The 17370-nt window shown below is 31.9% G+C and carries 18 protein-coding genes; 11 read left to right on the forward strand and 7 right to left on the reverse strand.

From position 1 onward, the window contains the following. Both lysS and HQN85_RS05475 read left to right on the forward strand, forming a co-directional pair. Window positions 1-1710 carry a lysine--tRNA ligase gene (gene lysS / locus HQN85_RS05470; RefSeq protein WP_173269675.1) on the forward strand — a complete coding sequence of 570 codons (1710 nt, stop codon included), beginning with the start codon at window positions 1-3 and terminating at the stop codon, window positions 1708-1710. A gap of 103 nt (window positions 1711-1813) precedes the next feature. After that, window positions 1814-2026: a hypothetical protein gene (locus HQN85_RS05475; RefSeq protein ID WP_173269678.1), complete on the forward strand. Its 213-nt coding sequence runs from the start codon at window positions 1814-1816 to the stop codon at window positions 2024-2026. A 56-nt stretch (window positions 2027-2082) separates the two neighbouring features. On the opposite strand, the gene HQN85_RS05480 is transcribed toward HQN85_RS05475, so the two are convergent. Together HQN85_RS05480 and HQN85_RS05485 are read right to left on the reverse strand one after the other, a co-directional pair. Continuing rightward, a complete protein-coding gene (locus tag HQN85_RS05480; protein WP_173269680.1) occupies window positions 2083-2637 on the reverse strand; it encodes a pyridoxamine 5'-phosphate oxidase family protein in 555 nt (184 codons plus the stop codon). A gap of 153 nt (window positions 2638-2790) precedes the next feature. Next, a complete protein-coding gene (locus HQN85_RS05485) occupies window positions 2791-3330 on the reverse strand; it encodes an inorganic phosphate transporter (protein ID WP_173269683.1) in 540 nt (179 codons plus the stop codon). An 83-nt stretch (window positions 3331-3413) separates the two neighbouring features. Here HQN85_RS05485 and HQN85_RS05490 point away from each other — a divergent pair, with 83 nt between their 5' ends. Both HQN85_RS05490 and ung read left to right on the forward strand, forming a co-directional pair. After that, window positions 3414-3938 carry a TlpA family protein disulfide reductase gene (locus tag HQN85_RS05490; protein ID WP_173269686.1) on the forward strand — a complete coding sequence of 175 codons (525 nt, stop codon included), beginning with the start codon at window positions 3414-3416 and terminating at the stop codon, window positions 3936-3938. Between the two features lie 2 nt (window positions 3939-3940). Beyond that, complete coding sequence (gene ung, locus HQN85_RS05495) at window positions 3941-4621, forward strand: uracil-DNA glycosylase (RefSeq protein ID WP_173269689.1); 681 nt, start codon at window positions 3941-3943, stop codon at window positions 4619-4621. A gap of 21 nt (window positions 4622-4642) precedes the next feature. Here ung and HQN85_RS05500 read toward each other — a convergent pair whose 3' ends face one another. Further along, window positions 4643-5113, reverse strand: a complete 471-nt coding sequence (locus tag HQN85_RS05500; RefSeq protein WP_173269691.1) for an Lrp/AsnC family transcriptional regulator — start codon at window positions 5111-5113, stop codon at window positions 4643-4645. A 136-nt stretch (window positions 5114-5249) separates the two neighbouring features. Between HQN85_RS05500 and HQN85_RS05505 the strand changes: the two genes are divergently transcribed. From HQN85_RS05505 to smpB, 4 genes are read left to right on the forward strand one after another with little or no spacing between them, the layout of a single operon-like run. Beyond that, window positions 5250-5900, forward strand: a complete 651-nt coding sequence (locus tag HQN85_RS05505) for a metal-dependent transcriptional regulator (RefSeq protein WP_173269694.1) — start codon at window positions 5250-5252, stop codon at window positions 5898-5900. Window positions 5901-5902: 2 nt separating this feature from the next. Then, a complete protein-coding gene (locus HQN85_RS05510; protein WP_173269697.1) occupies window positions 5903-7762 on the forward strand; it encodes an Nramp family divalent metal transporter in 1860 nt (619 codons plus the stop codon). A 1-nt stretch (window position 7763) separates the two neighbouring features. Beyond that, the gene (locus HQN85_RS05515) at window positions 7764-8591 is read left to right on the forward strand and encodes a transporter (RefSeq protein WP_173269700.1); all 828 of its coding nucleotides are present in this window, start codon (window positions 7764-7766) and stop codon (window positions 8589-8591) included. 8 nt (window positions 8592-8599) lie between these two features. Continuing rightward, window positions 8600-9049, forward strand: coding sequence for an SsrA-binding protein SmpB (gene smpB / locus HQN85_RS05520; RefSeq protein WP_173269703.1), 450 nt, complete (start codon window positions 8600-8602; stop codon window positions 9047-9049). Window positions 9050-9125: 76 nt separating this feature from the next. Here the strand turns inward: smpB and HQN85_RS05525 are convergent, their stop codons facing one another. Then, window positions 9126-9782 carry a protein-L-isoaspartate(D-aspartate) O-methyltransferase gene (locus HQN85_RS05525; protein WP_173269706.1) on the reverse strand — a complete coding sequence of 219 codons (657 nt, stop codon included), beginning with the start codon at window positions 9780-9782 and terminating at the stop codon, window positions 9126-9128. Between the two features lie 182 nt (window positions 9783-9964). On the opposite strand from HQN85_RS05525, the gene HQN85_RS05530 reads away from it, so the two are divergent. After that, complete coding sequence (locus HQN85_RS05530) at window positions 9965-10645, forward strand: hypothetical protein (protein ID WP_173269708.1); 681 nt, start codon at window positions 9965-9967, stop codon at window positions 10643-10645. Here the strand turns inward: HQN85_RS05530 and priA are convergent. Both priA and HQN85_RS05540 read right to left on the reverse strand, forming a co-directional pair. Further along, window positions 10642-13119, reverse strand: coding sequence for a replication restart helicase PriA (gene priA, locus HQN85_RS05535; RefSeq protein WP_173269711.1), 2478 nt, complete (start codon window positions 13117-13119; stop codon window positions 10642-10644). The genes HQN85_RS05530 and priA overlap by 4 nt on opposite strands. Then, on the reverse strand, window positions 13119-13505 hold the full coding sequence (locus tag HQN85_RS05540; protein ID WP_173269713.1) for a DUF423 domain-containing protein: 387 nt from the start codon (window positions 13503-13505) through the stop codon (window positions 13119-13121). The genes priA and HQN85_RS05540 overlap by 1 nt, the downstream gene beginning before the upstream one ends. 91 nt (window positions 13506-13596) lie before the next feature. Here HQN85_RS05540 and HQN85_RS05545 point away from each other — a divergent pair, with 91 nt between their 5' ends. Both HQN85_RS05545 and HQN85_RS05550 read left to right on the forward strand, forming a co-directional pair. After that, window positions 13597-15177: a hypothetical protein gene (locus HQN85_RS05545; protein WP_173269716.1), complete on the forward strand. Its 1581-nt coding sequence runs from the start codon at window positions 13597-13599 to the stop codon at window positions 15175-15177. A 4-nt stretch (window positions 15178-15181) separates the two neighbouring features. Then, entirely contained in the window at window positions 15182-16594 is a 1413-nt protein-coding gene (locus HQN85_RS05550; RefSeq protein ID WP_173269719.1) for a DUF5723 family protein, read from the forward strand. 23 nt (window positions 16595-16617) lie between these two features. On the opposite strand, the gene tsaB is transcribed toward HQN85_RS05550, so the two are convergent. Then, complete coding sequence (gene tsaB, locus HQN85_RS05555) at window positions 16618-17304, reverse strand: tRNA (adenosine(37)-N6)-threonylcarbamoyltransferase complex dimerization subunit type 1 TsaB (protein ID WP_173269722.1); 687 nt, start codon at window positions 17302-17304, stop codon at window positions 16618-16620. Window positions 17305-17370: the final 66 nt, after the last annotated feature.

The following is a 17370-nucleotide window of genomic DNA, read 5'->3' on the forward strand; positions in this document are numbered from 1 at the left end:
ATGAGTACAGGATTATCAGAACAGGAATTATTACGTCGCGATTCACTAAAACAGCTCCGCGAATTGGGCATCAACCCTTATCCTGCAGAAGCTTACGAAATCAATGCTAATGCAGCAGACATTTTAGCGAATTACGAAAAGGATAAAACGGCCTACAAAACCATCAGCCTTGCTGGAAGAATAATGGGCCGTAACATTATGGGAGCTGCATCGTTTGCCGAGTTACAAGATGCAACAGGTCGTATTCAGATCTATTTAAAACGTGATGAACTTTGCCCTGGAGATGATAAGACACTTTACAATACAGTATTTAAAAAATTATTAGATATTGGCGATTTCATTGGTATTGAAGGTTATGTTTTCACTACTCAGACTGGAGAAATCTCTATACATGTTACTAAATTCACTGTACTTTCTAAATCTTTACGCCCATTACCAATTGTAAAACGTGACGATGATGGTAATGTTTACGATGGATTTACCAATCCCGAATTGCGTTACAGAATGCGTTATGTAGATTTAACAGTTAATCCAGATTACAAACAAATTTTTATTAATCGCTCAAAAGTGATTAATACCATGCGTAATTACTTCGATAATCAAGGTTGGATGGAAGTAGAAACACCTATTTTACAGGCCGTACATGGAGGTGCAGCAGCTCGTCCATTCGCAACACATCACAACACTTTAGATATGCCATTATTTCTTCGCATTGCGAACGAATTGTATTTAAAAAGATTGATTGTTGCTGGTTTTGATGGCGTGTATGAGTTTGGTAAAATGTTCAGAAATGAAGGAATGGATCGTACCCACAATCCAGAATTTACTTCTATGGAAATCTATGTAGCTTATAAAGACTATATCTGGATGATGGAAATGGTAGAGGAATGTTTAGAAAAGATTGCTTTAGCTATCCATGGACAAGCAATTGTAAAAGTTGGTCAACATGAGATCAATTTTGCAGGACCATACGAAAAACTAACAATGTATGAGTCTATACAAAAATATACAGGAATAGACGTTTCTGCAATGAGCGAAGCTGAAATTGCGAATGAATGTAAAAAATTAAACATCGAAATAGATGATTCGATGGGCCGTGGTAAATTGATTGATGAATTATTTAGCGAAAAAGTAGAAGCCAATTTAATACAACCTACTTACATTACTGATTATCCATTAGAAATGACGCCATTAGCTAAGAAACACCGTAGTAAAGATGGTTTGGTTGAACGTTTCGAACTGTTTGTAAATGGAAAAGAAATTGCCAACGCCTACTCAGAATTAAATGATCCTATTGATCAGAAAGAACGTTTTGAAGAACAGTTGAAATTAGCGGCCAGAGGCGATGATGAAGCAATGGCAATGGATGATGATTTTGTTCGTGCATTAGAGTACGGAATGCCACCAACATCAGGTTTGGGTATTGGGATAGACCGTTTGGTAATGTTAATGACTAACCAATCTACCATACAAGAAGTTTTATTTTTCCCGCAGATGCGCCCAGAGAAAAAGAAAATAGAACTTACAGCTGAAGAAACTGATTTATTCACATTAGTTAAGGAAGGAGAACAATTTCTCTTAGCTGATATTAAAACAAAACTTACTGATTGGAGTAATAAAAAGTGGGATACAACTTTAAAAGGGCTTACCGGTAAAGGAATTTTAAAAGTGAATAAAACTGATGATGGTTTGTTTTTATCACGTAAATAATCGGAAGGTTAACACAAACATAACATAAACTTAAAAGGCTTGCTAACAATTATTTAGCAAGCCTTTTCTATATTTACAGCAATCGAAATAAAATCATTGCTATATGAATACTTCAAGTTTAGAAATTACAGATAGAGAATACTGCATCAAATTAAGTAAAGAAGCCTTCGATTTATCTTTGGTTCACCAATTAATAAAAAGAATACAAGCCGAAGCATTTTTCTTTAAAAGAGGTGAAGCGGATCAAGATGATATCTTAAGTAAAAGAAATCAAAGGGAAGAATTTGAAGGATTTGATCACTTAGACGATAAGTAACCAGCAATTGATTCTCTAAATCTATTTCAGCATCTTAAATATGAAATAGATATCTTTTAATCAATATCTAAAACCCCTTCTACCGAATCATCCATTGTTTTTCCAGTGATAACTGAAGCAGCCATTTTTAAGAATGCTACAGCAGTTCCATGTTTAGTATCCCAATAATAACCTTCTGAAGGGATAACTTTTATTAGAGTAATATTTGGATCATCCTTTCCACCTTGAAACCACGTTTTAATAAAGGGACTCCAAAGTTCGTCAATTTTAGCTTGATCGCGGCTGATTTCTGATATTCCATAAATATTTACAAATCCTGAGTGCGCACCTGCCTGAAAAAGTAAATGAGTGAACGGGTCTGTAGCAATTTCTTCATTTTTGTGACTATCCTTCATACTCATAAACCAAATGTTGCCGTCTTCATCAACCTGTTGGATTGCCATTGGTCGTATCGATAACGGAACGCCAGTTTTAATGTTCGTACAAAAAAAACAGCTTTCTGCCTTTTCTGCTAATTCTTTAAGCTTTGTTATTGCTTCAGATCCACCTAAATCTTTAATATTATCTTGTTCTTGAGTATTGTTAGTACTTCCTTCTTGTGATGTTGCCATAGGTATAGATTTTCTATACACTACAATTCAAAATTCAATTTGGTTTTGAAGAACTTGAAAAGCACATTCCAAAAAAGAATAAAATTAAATCTATAAAAACAAAAAAGCCATCTCTTTACTAAGAGATAGCTTTAATATTCATTTTTAATAAACCTATTTGTAGCGAACTTGCTGTTGCTTGTCCATTAATCCCATCTGATCTTTCATTTGTTTAATTTGATCAGCTAGTAATTTATTTTTATCTGCTTTTTTAGCTTCGGTTAAATACATTTGAGCTTCACGCTTATTTCTTTTTCCCATGGCAATACCAGCTAAACTTAATTTAGCTAGAGCTACGTTATGATCCATATGTAAACCTAAACTTAGTGCTTGTTTAAAATACTTTTCCGATTTCATTGGAGCTTTTCGAGACTCTATTAAACCAATCAGCAAGTTATAATAACCATGTTGTACTCTATTTAATTCTTTTTCGTAGCTTTTAATTCTCCTTAAAAAATGCTCGGCTTTTGACATATTATCTTTACGTAAAAACCATTGAGCAATAAGCATGTTTTCATTATAGAAATAAGTAACGAATATAAAAATACTAAGAAACACTAAAAGTATTCCCCAGCCCCAGAAACCGAAAATCATGAGTGCAATTGCTGCACCTACAAAAGCGAAACCTATAATGAGACGTATTAAATTTGGCATAGTTTTATAATATTTGTGCAAATATCGTGTTTAAATACCAAAAATTAGATTTAAAATTTATAATTTCAACAAAAAAATATAATATGAAGAACATATTAACAGGCCTAATCATCTTATTTGCTATGAACGTAGGAGCGCAAGAATTAAATAAAAAAATTGAAGATCCAAATAGACATAAACAAATAATGCTGAATAAATGCACTAGAGAGGCAATTACAAGTTTTGCCGAATTTAAAGAGAGTTATGACCCTAATTATGCTAGTTATAAACCAGATTCCACATCTTTAGATGGATTGGCTAAACTTTTAAAAGGCAAGAAAGTGACTATCGTTTTAGGCACTTGGTGTGGTGATAGTAAATTTCAAGTTCCACATTTTTTGAAAATCATGGATGCGTTAAAATTTGACGCAGATAAAATTGAGTTTATTGCAGTTGATGGTACTAAACATGCGGAAAACGGCTTAATCGACAATCTTAAAATTACGAATGTACCTACCTTTATTTTTACTGATAAAAAAGGAACTGAGGTTGCTCGTATTACTGAAAGACCACAAGAAACATTAGAAAAAGACATGCTTAAAGCACTAGCTGTTGCTAAAACAAAATAAATATGGCTGCTGCTTTAGAGCCTGGTTGGCTAAATGTCTTAAGCGATGAGCTTGAAAAAGCTTATATGAAAGAATTGAAATCCTTTTTGCTGGAAGAAAAGCAAAAAGGATTTACTGTTTATCCTAAAGGTGCAGACATTTTCAATGCTTTTAACCACACTCCTTTTGATAAGGTTAAAGTTGTTATTCTGGGACAAGATCCTTATCATGGACAAAACCAAGCACATGGATTATCCTTTTCTGTTCAAAAAGGTGTTGCCGTCCCTCCTTCTTTAAAAAATATGTATAAAGAATTGGCAGATGATATCGAAGGTTTTAAAATTCCAAGTCATGGTAACTTAACTGCATGGGCAGATCAAGGTGTTTTATTACTCAATGCAACGCTAACTGTCAGAGCTCATGAAGCAGGATCTCACCAAAATAAGGGTTGGGAGAAATTTACAGATCATATAATCTCAGTATTATCTGCAAAAAAGACTGGATTAGTGTTTTTATTATGGGGAAGATATGCCCAGCAAAAAGAAATTTTAATCGATATTCACAAACATCATGTGCTTAAATCAGCACATCCATCCCCATTTTCTGCATATAATGGTTTTTTTGGATCGAAACCTTTTTCAAAAACCAATCAAATTCTTATAAAAGAAGGATTAAAACCTATCAATTGGCAAATCGAGAATTAACTAAAGTTTAACTTCTATATTCTAGTATTCTAAAGGCACAATTGGTTCTTTTTTAGTTGTCGACATAATCATCATTGTCTGGAAAGTTTTTACAACAGAAATTTTGCTGATTTTATCCATAATTAGGCGTTCATAAGACTTAATGTCGTTAACATAAACTTTTAATAAAAAATCTGCCTGACCAGTTACATGATGGCATTCTGTAATCTCTTTAATTTGATTTACTTCATCTAAAAAGATCTGAATGGTATTATTTTTATGGAAATCTAACTGAACCTGAATAAAAGTTTTAATTCCCAGTCCTAATTTTTCTTCATCTACTAAAGCATGATAACTTTTAATATAACCAGCCATTTCAAGTTTACGAACTCTCTCTAATGTTGGTGCGGGAGATAAACCAATTTCCTGCGATAAAAGTAAATTGGTAATTCTTCCGTTCTCTTGTAAAAGTTTAAGAATTTTAAAATCGATTTTATCTAATTCTGTTGCCATAAAATAGTGATTATAGCCAAAGGTAGCACATAGTATGAAGAAGCCAAATTTTATTTTATAATATCTTAAAAAAATTACCTTTTATTTTACGAAATAATTTTTAGATTTGTCTAAATTTAAAATTAGATAAACAAAAATGCAATCCTTTACTGAAGAGAATTATCTTAAAACAATCTATCACCTTTCGGTAATAAGCAATCCGGTACAAACAAATGCTATAGCAGAACGTACACAAACTAAAGCAGCATCGGTAACGGATATGCTTAAAAAGCTTTCTGACAAAGGATTAGTAGATTATATTAAATATCAAGGTGTAACATTAACAGAAAAAGGAAAACTAGCCGCAATTAATATTGTTCGAAAACATCGTCTTTGGGAAGTTTTTTTAGTGGAGAAACTAAATTTTAAATGGGATGAAGTGCATGAAGTTGCTGAAGAATTAGAACATATTAAGTCGACTTTGCTAACTGAAAGATTAGACGAGTTTTTAGAATTTCCCAAAGTAGACCCACATGGAGATCCGATACCAGACCGACATGGAAATTTTGCAGATTTATCTTTCATCAAGTTAAGTAAACTAAAAATTAATGATAAAGGAACTATTACAGGTGTAAGTGAACACTCCTCACCTTTTTTAAAGCATCTAGAAAAACTAGGTCTGACTTTAGGTAAAAAAATAGAAGTATCAGAGATTCTAGATTTCGATGGTTCTGTTGAACTATTAATTGATGAGAAAAAAATAAACATTAGTAGAGAAGTTGCGTTACACATCTTAATTAGCAAATAAATATGAGCCAAAAACAATCATTGAGCGAAGTACATCAAAGTGTATCAACAAATAAGCGTAAAGGCTGGAGAAGAATTTTAGCATTTATCGGCCCTGCCTATTTGGTAAGTGTTGGCTATATGGACCCTGGAAATTGGGCTACGGATATTGCTGGTGGTAGTAAATTTGGATATCAACTGATTTGGATATTATTAATGTCTAACCTAATTGCGCTTTTATTACAATCACTAAGTGCTCGTTTAGGTATTGTAAGGGGATTAGATTTGGCCCAAGCCTCAAGAAATGCTTATCCAAAATGGGTAAACATTCCTCTTTTTATTTTAGCTCAAACGGCAATTATCGCATGTGATTTGGCAGAAGTAATTGGAATGGCAATTGGTTTAAACTTACTCTTTAAAATTCCTTTAATTTGGGGAATTTCAATCACTATATTCGATACAGTTTTATTGTTATTTCTTCTAAATAAAGGAATGCGCAAAATGGAAGCCTTTATTGTTTCCATGGTATTTATAGTTGGTATTTCTTTTCTAGTAGAGATGTTTATTGTAGAGCCAAATATAAAAGATGTAATCAAAGGCTTTGAACCTTCCTTTCTTTCTGGAGAAGCTTTATACATTGCAATTGGTATTATTGGTGCAACTGTAATGCCACATAATTTATATCTACATTCCTCTTTAGTACAAACTAGAAAATTTGATCGAGATAAAAATGGAATAAAAGAAGCCATAAAATTCAATTTTATAGATACTGCAATTGCTTTAAATCTTGCTTTTTTTGTAAATGCCGCTATTTTGATTTTAGCAGCAGCAGCTTTCTTTACTAATGGATTTCATGAAGTTGCTGAGATACAGGATGCACACAAATTACTAAGCCATATTTTTGGTCCAATTGCTCCCGCCTTATTTGCTATTGCTTTAATCGCTGCAGGGCAAAGTTCTACAATAACTGGAACTTTAGCAGGACAAATTATTATGGAGGGACACCTGAATTTAAGAATTCAGCCATGGTTGCGCCGTTTAATTACGCGTTTATTAGCAATTATACCTGCTTTTTGTACTATTTTATGGTTTGGAAACGATGCTTTAGGCGGCTTATTAATTTTAAGTCAAGTGGTGTTGAGTTTACAATTAGGATTTGCCATCATTCCGTTAATACATCTCACCTCAGATAAAAAAGAAATGAAGGATTTTACCATTAAAACGTGGGTGAAAGTTCTGGCATGGATGAGTGCAGTGGTTATTGTAAGTTTAAACATCAAACTTGTTGTTGAGGAAATTTCAAGTTGGATTGCTGCATCAAACGGATGGTATATTTATGCTATTGTAATCCCGATTGCTGCTGCTATTGGTTTATTACTAATCTATATTTTCATATACCCTTTTATCAAGAAAAATCAAAGGATTGGAAATGTACCTCACGGAAATGCTTTAGCTATTGAACACTTTGATAAAATCAATTACAAAAAAATTGGCATTACTGTAGATTTCTCGAAAAATGATCGAAATACCATTCGACACGCATTAATTCAAGGTGGTAAGGAAGCACATTACTATTTAATTCATGTTGTTGAAACAGCTGCAGCTCGATATTTAGGGCAAAATACAAGGGATCATGAAACGCAAGCAGATACTGAAAATTTAGAAAAATATAGTCTTAATTTAAAGGAACTAGGTTATGAATCGAGTGCACATATTGGATTTGGAGGAACGGCAAAAGCAATAGCCGAAATTAGTAAGCAAAATGGAATTGAATTATTAGTAATGGGCGCTCATGGTCATAAAGGCTTAAAAGATATAATTTTTGGTACTACTGTAGATTCTGTGCGACATAAAGTAACTATCCCAGTTTTAATTGTAAGATAAAATGAGAAAAATAATATTGTTGGTGCTTATAATGGCAATTATACAGAGTGATGCATTTAGTCAGATTGAATTACAAAAAAAGTATACTTTATTTAATCCTGTACCAAGAGATAAAATGCGAGATATGTCTACTGACAGGCCAGATATAACCGAAAACCCTAATTCTGTTGACGCTGGTCATTTTCAAATGGAAACAGATCTGTTTAAAACCTCACGAAGTAAAAATGATGGAATTACTTCTGTAGAGAACAACTATAATTTAGCCAATTTAAAACTCGGTTTAACACATAACACTGACTTACAGTTGGTTGTTGGAAGTTATGTTAATTCCTATGATAAAGATGCAACAGGAAAAAAGTTTAATAATACTTCAGGCTTTGGAGATTTAACAATTCGCATAAAGCATAATTTATGGGGAAATGATGGTGGCAAAACTGCTTTTGCATTAATGCCTTATATCAATTTACCAACTAGCAAAGACAATAATGCAGTTGAAGGTGGCATTATTTTTCCTTTAAGTGTAGATATAGGAGATGGGTTTGATTTTGGCACTCAAATACAAGTAGACATCTTAAAATCAATTCAGAGTGGATATCATACCGGCTTATTACAATCTATTGTTGTTGGAAAAGAACTCAGTAAATCTTTAGAAACATTTGTTGAAAGCTACTACAACTATGATTTTGAGAATAAAAAATTTGATTTATCATTTAATGGTGGTATGGGATATTCTGTTACAAAAAATTTAAAATTTGATGCAGGATTTAACTTAGGATTGATCAAAAACACTGATAAAGTTTATTTTATCGGCTTTTCTTTCAGATATTAGCAGATATTATGAAGAACGATATTCAAATAAAAAATAAAAGAGCCTATTTTGATTACCATGTATTAGAAAGTTTTATTGCAGGAATAGCTTTGTTAGGCACTGAAATTAAAGCAATTAGACAAGGGAAAGCCAACATGACTGATGCTTTTTGTATGTTTATTGGTGATGTATTGTATGTTAGAAATCTTCATATCTCTGAATATAGCCACAGTTCTTTTCACCACCATGACATAAAAAGAGATAGAGTTTTATTGCTAAAAAAGAAGGAGCTTAAAAAATTAAAAGTAAAAGGCGAAGAAAAAGGTTACACAATTGTTCCCCTACGAATATTTACTAATGAAAGAGGTTTCGCAAAAATAGAAATTGCATTAGCACAAGGTAAAAAAGAGTTCGATAAACGCGATAGCATAAAAGATCGAGAAAGCAAACGCGAAATGGATAGAGCGATGAAGGTTTAGTTCATTGGTATCATTAGTTCATTAGTAAAAAGCTTAATCTAATGAACGAGTGAACTATTTCAACTAATGAGCTAAATTACCAAGCCTGATCTCCAACCAATGGCACAAACCTAAAGGTATCTAATTCAATTCTATCAAAATCATTTTCGCTTACACGAATAACGGTAATCATTTTTTGAGACTTTTCATCACCCACGGGGATAACCAAAATACCTCCAATTTTTAATTGTTTTAATAAAACTTCTGGCACAAATGGAGCACCTGCCGTCACAATAATTTTGGCATAAGGAGCATGCTCTTCAATTCCTTTAGAACCATCACCAAGAAAAAAACTAGCTTTATAGCCCATCCCTGGTAAAACTTTGATAGTATGTGCATAAATACTTGGTTGGCGCTCTATTGTATAAACTTTAGCTCCCAACTCCATTAATATGCATGTTTGGTACCCTGATCCTGTTCCGATTTCTAAAACCTTATCCCCTTTTTGAATGTGCAACAACTCGGTTTGATAAGCAACAGTATAAGGCTGTGAAATAGTTTGTCCATCCCCTATTGGAAAAGCAATATCTTTATAAGCCTGATTCCAAAAGGTTTCGTCAAAGAAGAAATGACGCGGTACTTTACCAATTGCTTTTAATACACGTTGGTCTGTAATACCCCTTTCCTTTAATAATTCGACTAGCTTTTTCCTTGCGCCTTGTTCTCTGTAATTATCTATGAATTTATATGCCATCAGGCTCAAAAATAGTTTTTTGAACTCTAATGTACCTAAAATTTGAGGAGTTTAAATGGAATTAATTGCTAACAAACACAAAATCAACCTTAAAAATTTATTCTTATCATGAGGTAAACCAATTGCGTGTTAATGGTAAATAATTTCTATTTTTGAAATCTAATTATTTATAATCATCCCTTATGAAAAAATTATTATTTAGTATTTTTTGCTTACTTATTTCTTATTCTGCATTCTCTCAAATTGATGGCAACTATAACTATAGTATCGGTGTAAGAGGTTACAGTTCTATACAAATGCCAAAAATATTAAATCAAACCAATTCTCAAAGTTATACGAATACTTATTTTAACGGTGCCTTGGTTAAATTTAACGATAATCAAATTAGCTATCGATTAAGTGGAAATTATTTCAGAAAAGATATTTCATTTTATAATGAATGCGAAAACTGCGAAATAGCAAGTGGAACAGTAACAGACTACTCTTTTAAGGTTGGCTTTGAGAAAAGTTTAAACTATGCAAGAATTCAACCTTATTTTGGTTCGGATCTAGGTTTTCGTGCAAACCGTTTTACCGGAGATGTTAAAACAACAAATCCAAAAAACATGAACATGCCTTATAATGTAGATGCAGAAAAAAATGGGTTTATTTTTACTCCTTTACTAGGAATTAGAGTAAGCCCAGTAAAGCAATTATCTTTCTTTGCAGAAACAAGCTTGGATTTCTATTATTCTTACGAAAGGCAAGAGGCAATTCAGCAAGATGCTGCTAACACTACTTCTATTTCAAAATATAACAAATGGGAGTTTTTACTCAATCCAATTTCTATTGGAATACAAATTCACTTAGTTAGCAAAAATTAATACGGATCAACATCAATTTGGGTAATTACACTTTTAAAGTTCTTTTGAGCATTAAAATCTTTAATCGTTTCTTTTAATACGGTTTTTACCTTTTGTATTGCAGCATTTTTCTCAGTTTTAATGATAATCTGTTTGATGTAGTAATTCCTAATTCTAGCTACTAAGGGTTGTTCAGGACCAAGAATTCGATTACCCAATTGTGCTTTTAATGCATTGGCCAAAGTTTGTGCTGCAAAATTTAACACATTTGCATCTTTATGTTTTACGTTAATAAATATTAATCTCGTAAATGGCGGATAATTAAATTGCTTACGCTCAGCCATTTCATCAACGTACATTTCATTGTAATTATTTTCAATTACTTGTTTAATAATACGGTGGGAATCATCATAAGCTTGTATGCATACTTTACCTTGTTTATCTCTACGACCTGCCCTACCAGCTACTTGTGCTAATAATTGATAACTTCTCTCAAATGCTCTGAAATCTGGGTAATTAAGCAATGTATCTGCGTTAATAACACCAATTAAGCTAACATTATCAAAATCTAAACCTTTGGCAACCATTTGCGTACCAATTAAAATCTGTGTTTTCTTATCTTGAAAATCAGAAATTATCTGTTGCATTCCGTTTTTTGTTCGAGTGCTATCTAGGTCTAATCTTGCTATTTTAATATCTGGAAAAATAAGGCTTAATTCTTCTTCTATTCTTTCTGTTCCGAATCCTTTTTGCTCAATGTGCACTGACCCACAAGCCGGACAAATATTTATACTGCTTTGATGATAACCGCAATAATGGCAATGTAGCTTACCACTGGTTTTATGGAAAGTTAAACTAACATCACAATTAACGCACTTAGGAGCATATCCACAAGTTGCACAAATTAAAATAGTTGCATAACCTCTCCTGTTTTGAAACAAAATAATTTGCTCTTTATTTTCTAATGCTACAGTCATGTCATCTATCAACACACTTGTAAAATACGATGTCATTTTTTTTCGCTTAGTCTCTTCAGCTATGCTAACTACTTCTTGTAATGGCAATTGCACTCCACCAAATCTTTCATTTAATGTTACCAACCCATACTTTTCAGTTTCAGCGTTGTAGTAACTTTCTATAGATGGCGTTGCCGAGCCTAAAATAACTTTAGCTTGATGTAAATGTCCAAGAAAAACGGCTGCGTCTCTTGCTTGATATCGAGGAGCTGGTTCATGTTGTTTATAAGATGATTCATGCTCTTCATCTACAACAATTAATTTTAATTCTTTAAATGGCAAAAATACTGCAGAGCGAGCGCCAAGAATAACTTTATAAGAACCATTCAGTACTTTGTTCCAAATTTCTACTCTTTCATTATCGTTAAATTTCGAATGATATACACCGATTTTGTCCCCGAAATAACGTTTAATTCGCTCCACAATCTGCGTAGTTAACGCAATTTCAGGTAAGAGAAAAAGGACTTGTCCTCCTTGGTCTAGCGCTTTTTCTATGAGTTTAATATAAAGTTGAGTTTTGCCAGAAGCTGTGATTCCATGTAATAAAACTACATCTTTATTGGTAAACTGAAATTCAATTTCTTCGAAGGCTTTTTGTTGTGCACTACTCAATTCAAAATTGACTTCAAATTCATCATTTGAGTCACTTAACCTACTAACCGCTCTTTTTTCTACACTAAATATTTCTTTATCGATTAATAATTTTAAAGCAGCTTGTCCACTTCCACTTTCTTCAAGCAGTTGCTGTTTAGGTATAAAAACATCGCCTTTGGCTAATTTTAAATAGGCTAACAACGCATCTAATTGTTTAGGTGCACGTTCTAAAACTGTAAATAATTGCTTAAGATTTTCTTCTTCCTTATAAAATGGATTAAGTTTTATAAAAGATTTTAATAATGGTTTATATTTCTCAATTACTTCCTCTGCTACATAAATAGCTTCTTTAGCTAATAAAGAATTTACGATTGGATAAACAGTTTTTTGTCCAAGCAGTTCAATCACTTCATCAATACTAACCCGTTGTTGTTTTTGAAGAACATTAATAATTAAGCTTTCCTTTTCTGTTAACTCTAATTCTTCTGGCAGTTCATCCTTAAGAACCAAAATTGTTTCACTTGCTAATTTTAGCCCTGTAGGTAAAGCAGCAGCCATTACATCACCTTCATTGCATAAATAATAAGACGTAATCCAATTCCAAAACTCAAATTGCTTTTCTGTAATTACTGGATAATCATCTACAACATCAATTATATATTTAGCCTGATAAAATTCTGGTGGCTGTTGATCAATACTTTTAACTAATGCAGTATAAATTTTATGTTTTCCGAATTGCACAACAACCCGTTTACCAACTGCAACTTTATCATTTAACTCGAAAGGAACACGATAGGTATAATTTATAGCAAGTGATAAAGGTAATATCACCTCAACAAAAAGAGTTTCTCTTTCAGAAAAATCGAGTGTATCTGCAAATTGCATTATTTATCTTTTAGTGCTGCTAAAAACAAGCATACCCATCCCAAAATAAAGCATAAACCTCCAATAGGTGTTATTGGTCCAACAAATTGAGCTATCGCTAAATGATAAGTATCTTTTAGTGCTAATAAATAAAGTGAGCCGGAAAATAATAGAATACCTACTGAAAAGAAAATATATGAAAAACCTATCAGTTTATTTTTATACCTAGCAAATGTAGATAAATAAAGTAATGCAAAAGTGTGATAAAACTGGTATTCTACTCCTTTTTGCCATATTTCTAAAGATGTTGCGCTAATTAAGTTTTTAAGACTATGGGCACCAAATGCTCCTAAAATAACCGCCAAAGCACCAAAAAAGGCAGCAGTAAGAATAATACGTTTGTTCATGAGTTATCGGCTTTATACAATTGCTAAATTAACAAAATGCCCTTATAATCTCTGTAATCCTAAAATTAAATTAAATTTGTATTACACAATCATGAAAAGGATATACATAACGCTCGGAGTTTTACTGTTAGGGATGATTGCAATGGCATATCTCTATTTTTCTAACCTAAATACAGAGACAAATGCTAACGACTTGTCTTTAAATGCAGTGGCTTCGAACTCAAGTATTGTTTTAAGTTTTGAAAATGATAAAAGCTTCTATGAAATTTTAAGTGGACAAGAATTATTTCAACATCTTTTAGGAGAGAGCAAAGTAAAAACTTTTAAATCTTTAAAAGAAAATCTACTAAGCCAACATGAAATTAATACTGCAATTGATGGTCAGAAAGTATATATAGGAGTTTTAGGGGGTGAAAGTGATAAAGTTGATTATTTAATTAGCGCTCAACTTAAATCGGGAAATGAACCACAAAAATTAGTAAGTCGTTTAAATTCTTCAAAAATAAAAGTCAATAAGATCGGAGAAATCTATCAACTTACATTTACTGATAGCACTAGTTGTTTTGTAGGGATAAAAGATTTATTAGTAGTAATTTCCAATGCACCAAAAGTTGTTAAAAATATCTTAAAAGGACAAAGCTTGACCGATCCAAATTTTGCAAATTATATTAAATCTAATAGTCGTTTTAACAAAAATACACTAGCTAATCTTTATATCAATTTTAATAAAACTCCTTCCCTCCTTAAAAGTATTTTAAACAGTAATATAAACGGAGAGCTAAATATTTTCAATAAACAGAATAGTTTTGCGGCCTTGAGCTATAATTTCAGCAAAGAAAACTTATTATTTAATGGAAATACAGATGTAAACGACTTAAACAGTTATTATAAATTATTCACCACAGTACCCGAGCAAAAAATAATAATTGATAATATACTTCCTCAAAAAACCGCAAACTATACCATTTATACAATCAATGATTATAAAAATTGGTTTGGGAATTTAACTGCGTGGTTTGAAAAGCAGAAAAATAGCGAAAATGTAAATAAGAATATAAATTCAATCAATCAAAAATACCGATTGGATTTAAACCAGATCTTCCCAAAGTTTTTTAAAAATCAATTTGTTACTTTTCAATTGAGCAGTGGTGAAAAGTTTGGTGCAGTTGCTTTAGTTAATGGAGAAAAAGTAAGCCAACTCTTATTAGATTTAAGTGCAGATTATGCACCTGATATTAAAATATTTAAAGAAGCTAATATTGCTTATTCCTTTTTTGGAGAACCGTTCAAAAAATTTGAACGACCTTTTTATACCATTATTGATAATTATATGGTAATGGCAAATAATGCAAGCAGTTTACAAGTATTTTTAAGTCGTTATAGAAATGATGAACTGTTAATTCATGATGAGAATTATACAGATTTTAGAGATCAATTGTCTTCATCTGCAACCATTTCTTTTTATGTAAACAATCCAAACTCGAATGATATTTTTGGTCGTAATTTAAAATCGCCTTTTTACAAACAATATCAATCAAAAAATGGCTTTAAAGAATTTGATGCATTTTGTTATCAATTGTCTGGGGATAATGGTAAATTTTTAAGTAATTTACTACTGCATAAAAAAACCGAAAAACCAATTGAAACTGATAGCTTACAAACAAACCCGTAGTTTGATGAAGAAAAAATACATTTTATTAGTCGGTTTTTTATTTGTTGCCAGTATTTTAAAAGCTCAACAATACGGATTATTTAATACCAAAACACAGTTTGATGCTTTTGAAAATCCAGCTGCAAAATCATTCACATTAGATAGCTCTAGTAAATTTGCTTCTAACTTTTTTCTACCAAATTTAGGTATTAATGCTGCAAATGGAGGTAAAGCTTCAGAAGTAATACGAAAATCAATTAATGAAAACATCTATAGCACTCGAAATCTACCCTTAGGAACTGGAAGTCCTAATACTTTTTATCAAAATACAAATGTGTATGTTTTAACCTTTAGAATTTTTAGTTCATATAAATATAATCAGGAAGTAGGTCTTTCTTGGCAAGTACGCTCCGACTCCCGTGTCAAATATACTAATGAAACATTAGCCATTTTTGACAGTTACAAACGCTTTGATCAAGGTCCTTATACAGATGTATTTAATGATAATGGTTATCAGCAATCTTATCATCAATTTAGTTTAAGTATTAGAGAGAATTATAATAAACGACTTGCATTTGGTATTAAACTAAGTTTATTAAGTGGTATTGCTTACAACTCCTTAAAAATTGATAACTCCTACTTTTACGCTGATGCAAATGACAGATTGGATATTGGTGTAAATGGAACCTACAAAGGGAGCTTTCTTTATAATGATGAAATATCAAAAAGAACATTTTTCCCTACTTTTAAAAACCCTGGGGCATCTATTAGTTTAGGAACAACTTATACCTCTAAATCTGGTTATTTTCTGATGGGAAATATTAAGGATTTAGGACTGATTAAATGGAGCAATAGTTCCTATATCGCTAAATTTAATACACTGAAGAGTATATATGACGTTTCTACAAAAAGTAGCAGTGCTATAAATGAAGAAATTACCGCAATAGCTAAAGATGTTGTTGTAAAAAATGGATTTATTACCCCAACCAATGCAAAAGCAGATTTTCTAATCTCTAAGACCTTTAATTTTTACAAGCCTAGTTTCATTATATCTAAAAACTTATTCCATCCTGGAGGAGATATTGCCTTAGTTAATACTTTTAAAAGTAGTGCATTATCTGCAAGTGTAATACCAGTTTATAATTTAAATGATTTTATAATGGTTGGCTTACAGGGTATGTATCAAACACCAAATTTCGAATTCTTTTTAGGTACTGATAATATTGGAAAAACTATTTCATTAGCTAAAGGCATAAATAAAAGCGACGCTACAGTTGGTTCTGGTTACAATGGCGGCTCATTTTATATGGGCTTAGGTATTAAGTTTGGACGTACGGTAAATCATCCTCAAAATTTAAGTACAATGCCTGGTGTAAACGGAGAGAAAGTTTATAGAGGAGTTTTCAGAAGCTTATTCAATTTCTTTAAAAAGAGTTAAAGCATTTAAGAGAAGGAGTTGACTTAACTTTTATTTTTAGATGTAGTAAACACAAAATCTTTCAAATAAAACGGTTCAAAATAAGCTACATCTTCAAAGTTTTCATTTTGGAAAGCACTATATGCTAAATTGCTCATATTAGCTGCAGAATTAAAATTTACTGTAGAAAAATGTGCATTCTGACTATCTAACATAGTTTCACATTTTGCAGCACCGTCACCGATAAATGTTATGTAATTATTATCTAATTCTAATACAAAACTTTTATCATCAATAATTTTGGCATTAACTGAAACCACTTCATGCAATTTATTAGTGTAAACGGCTGTAAAAACTTCCATTCTACGAGCATCAATCATCGGACAAACTAATCCTCCATAATTAGGATGCTGACTTAAATATCCATTCGCCATCATTTGTAAAGTATTAACACCAATTAACGGCTTATCTAAGGCAAAACATAATCCTTTTGCTGTTGATACGCCAATACGTAAGCCTGTGTATGAACCTGGCCCTTTACTAACTGCTATGGCATCTAAATCTGCATACTTTAACTTAGCTATATTCATTACCTCATCAATAAATAAGGTTAAACTAGACGCATGAATATTTTGAGCTTTTTCTTCTTTTAATGCAATAGTTTCTCCATCTACAGCTAAAGCAACAGAGCAAACTTGGGTAGCGGTTTCAATTTGTAAGATGGTTGGCATAAATAGTTAAAATTGTGAGTGCAAAGTTAAAAGTTAAATCCACTTTTGACTTTAAACTTTTAACTT

It is taken from the genome of Pedobacter boryungensis (genome assembly GCF_013204825.1).
Taxonomy (GTDB): Bacteria; Bacteroidota; Bacteroidia; order Sphingobacteriales; family Sphingobacteriaceae; genus Pedobacter; species Pedobacter boryungensis.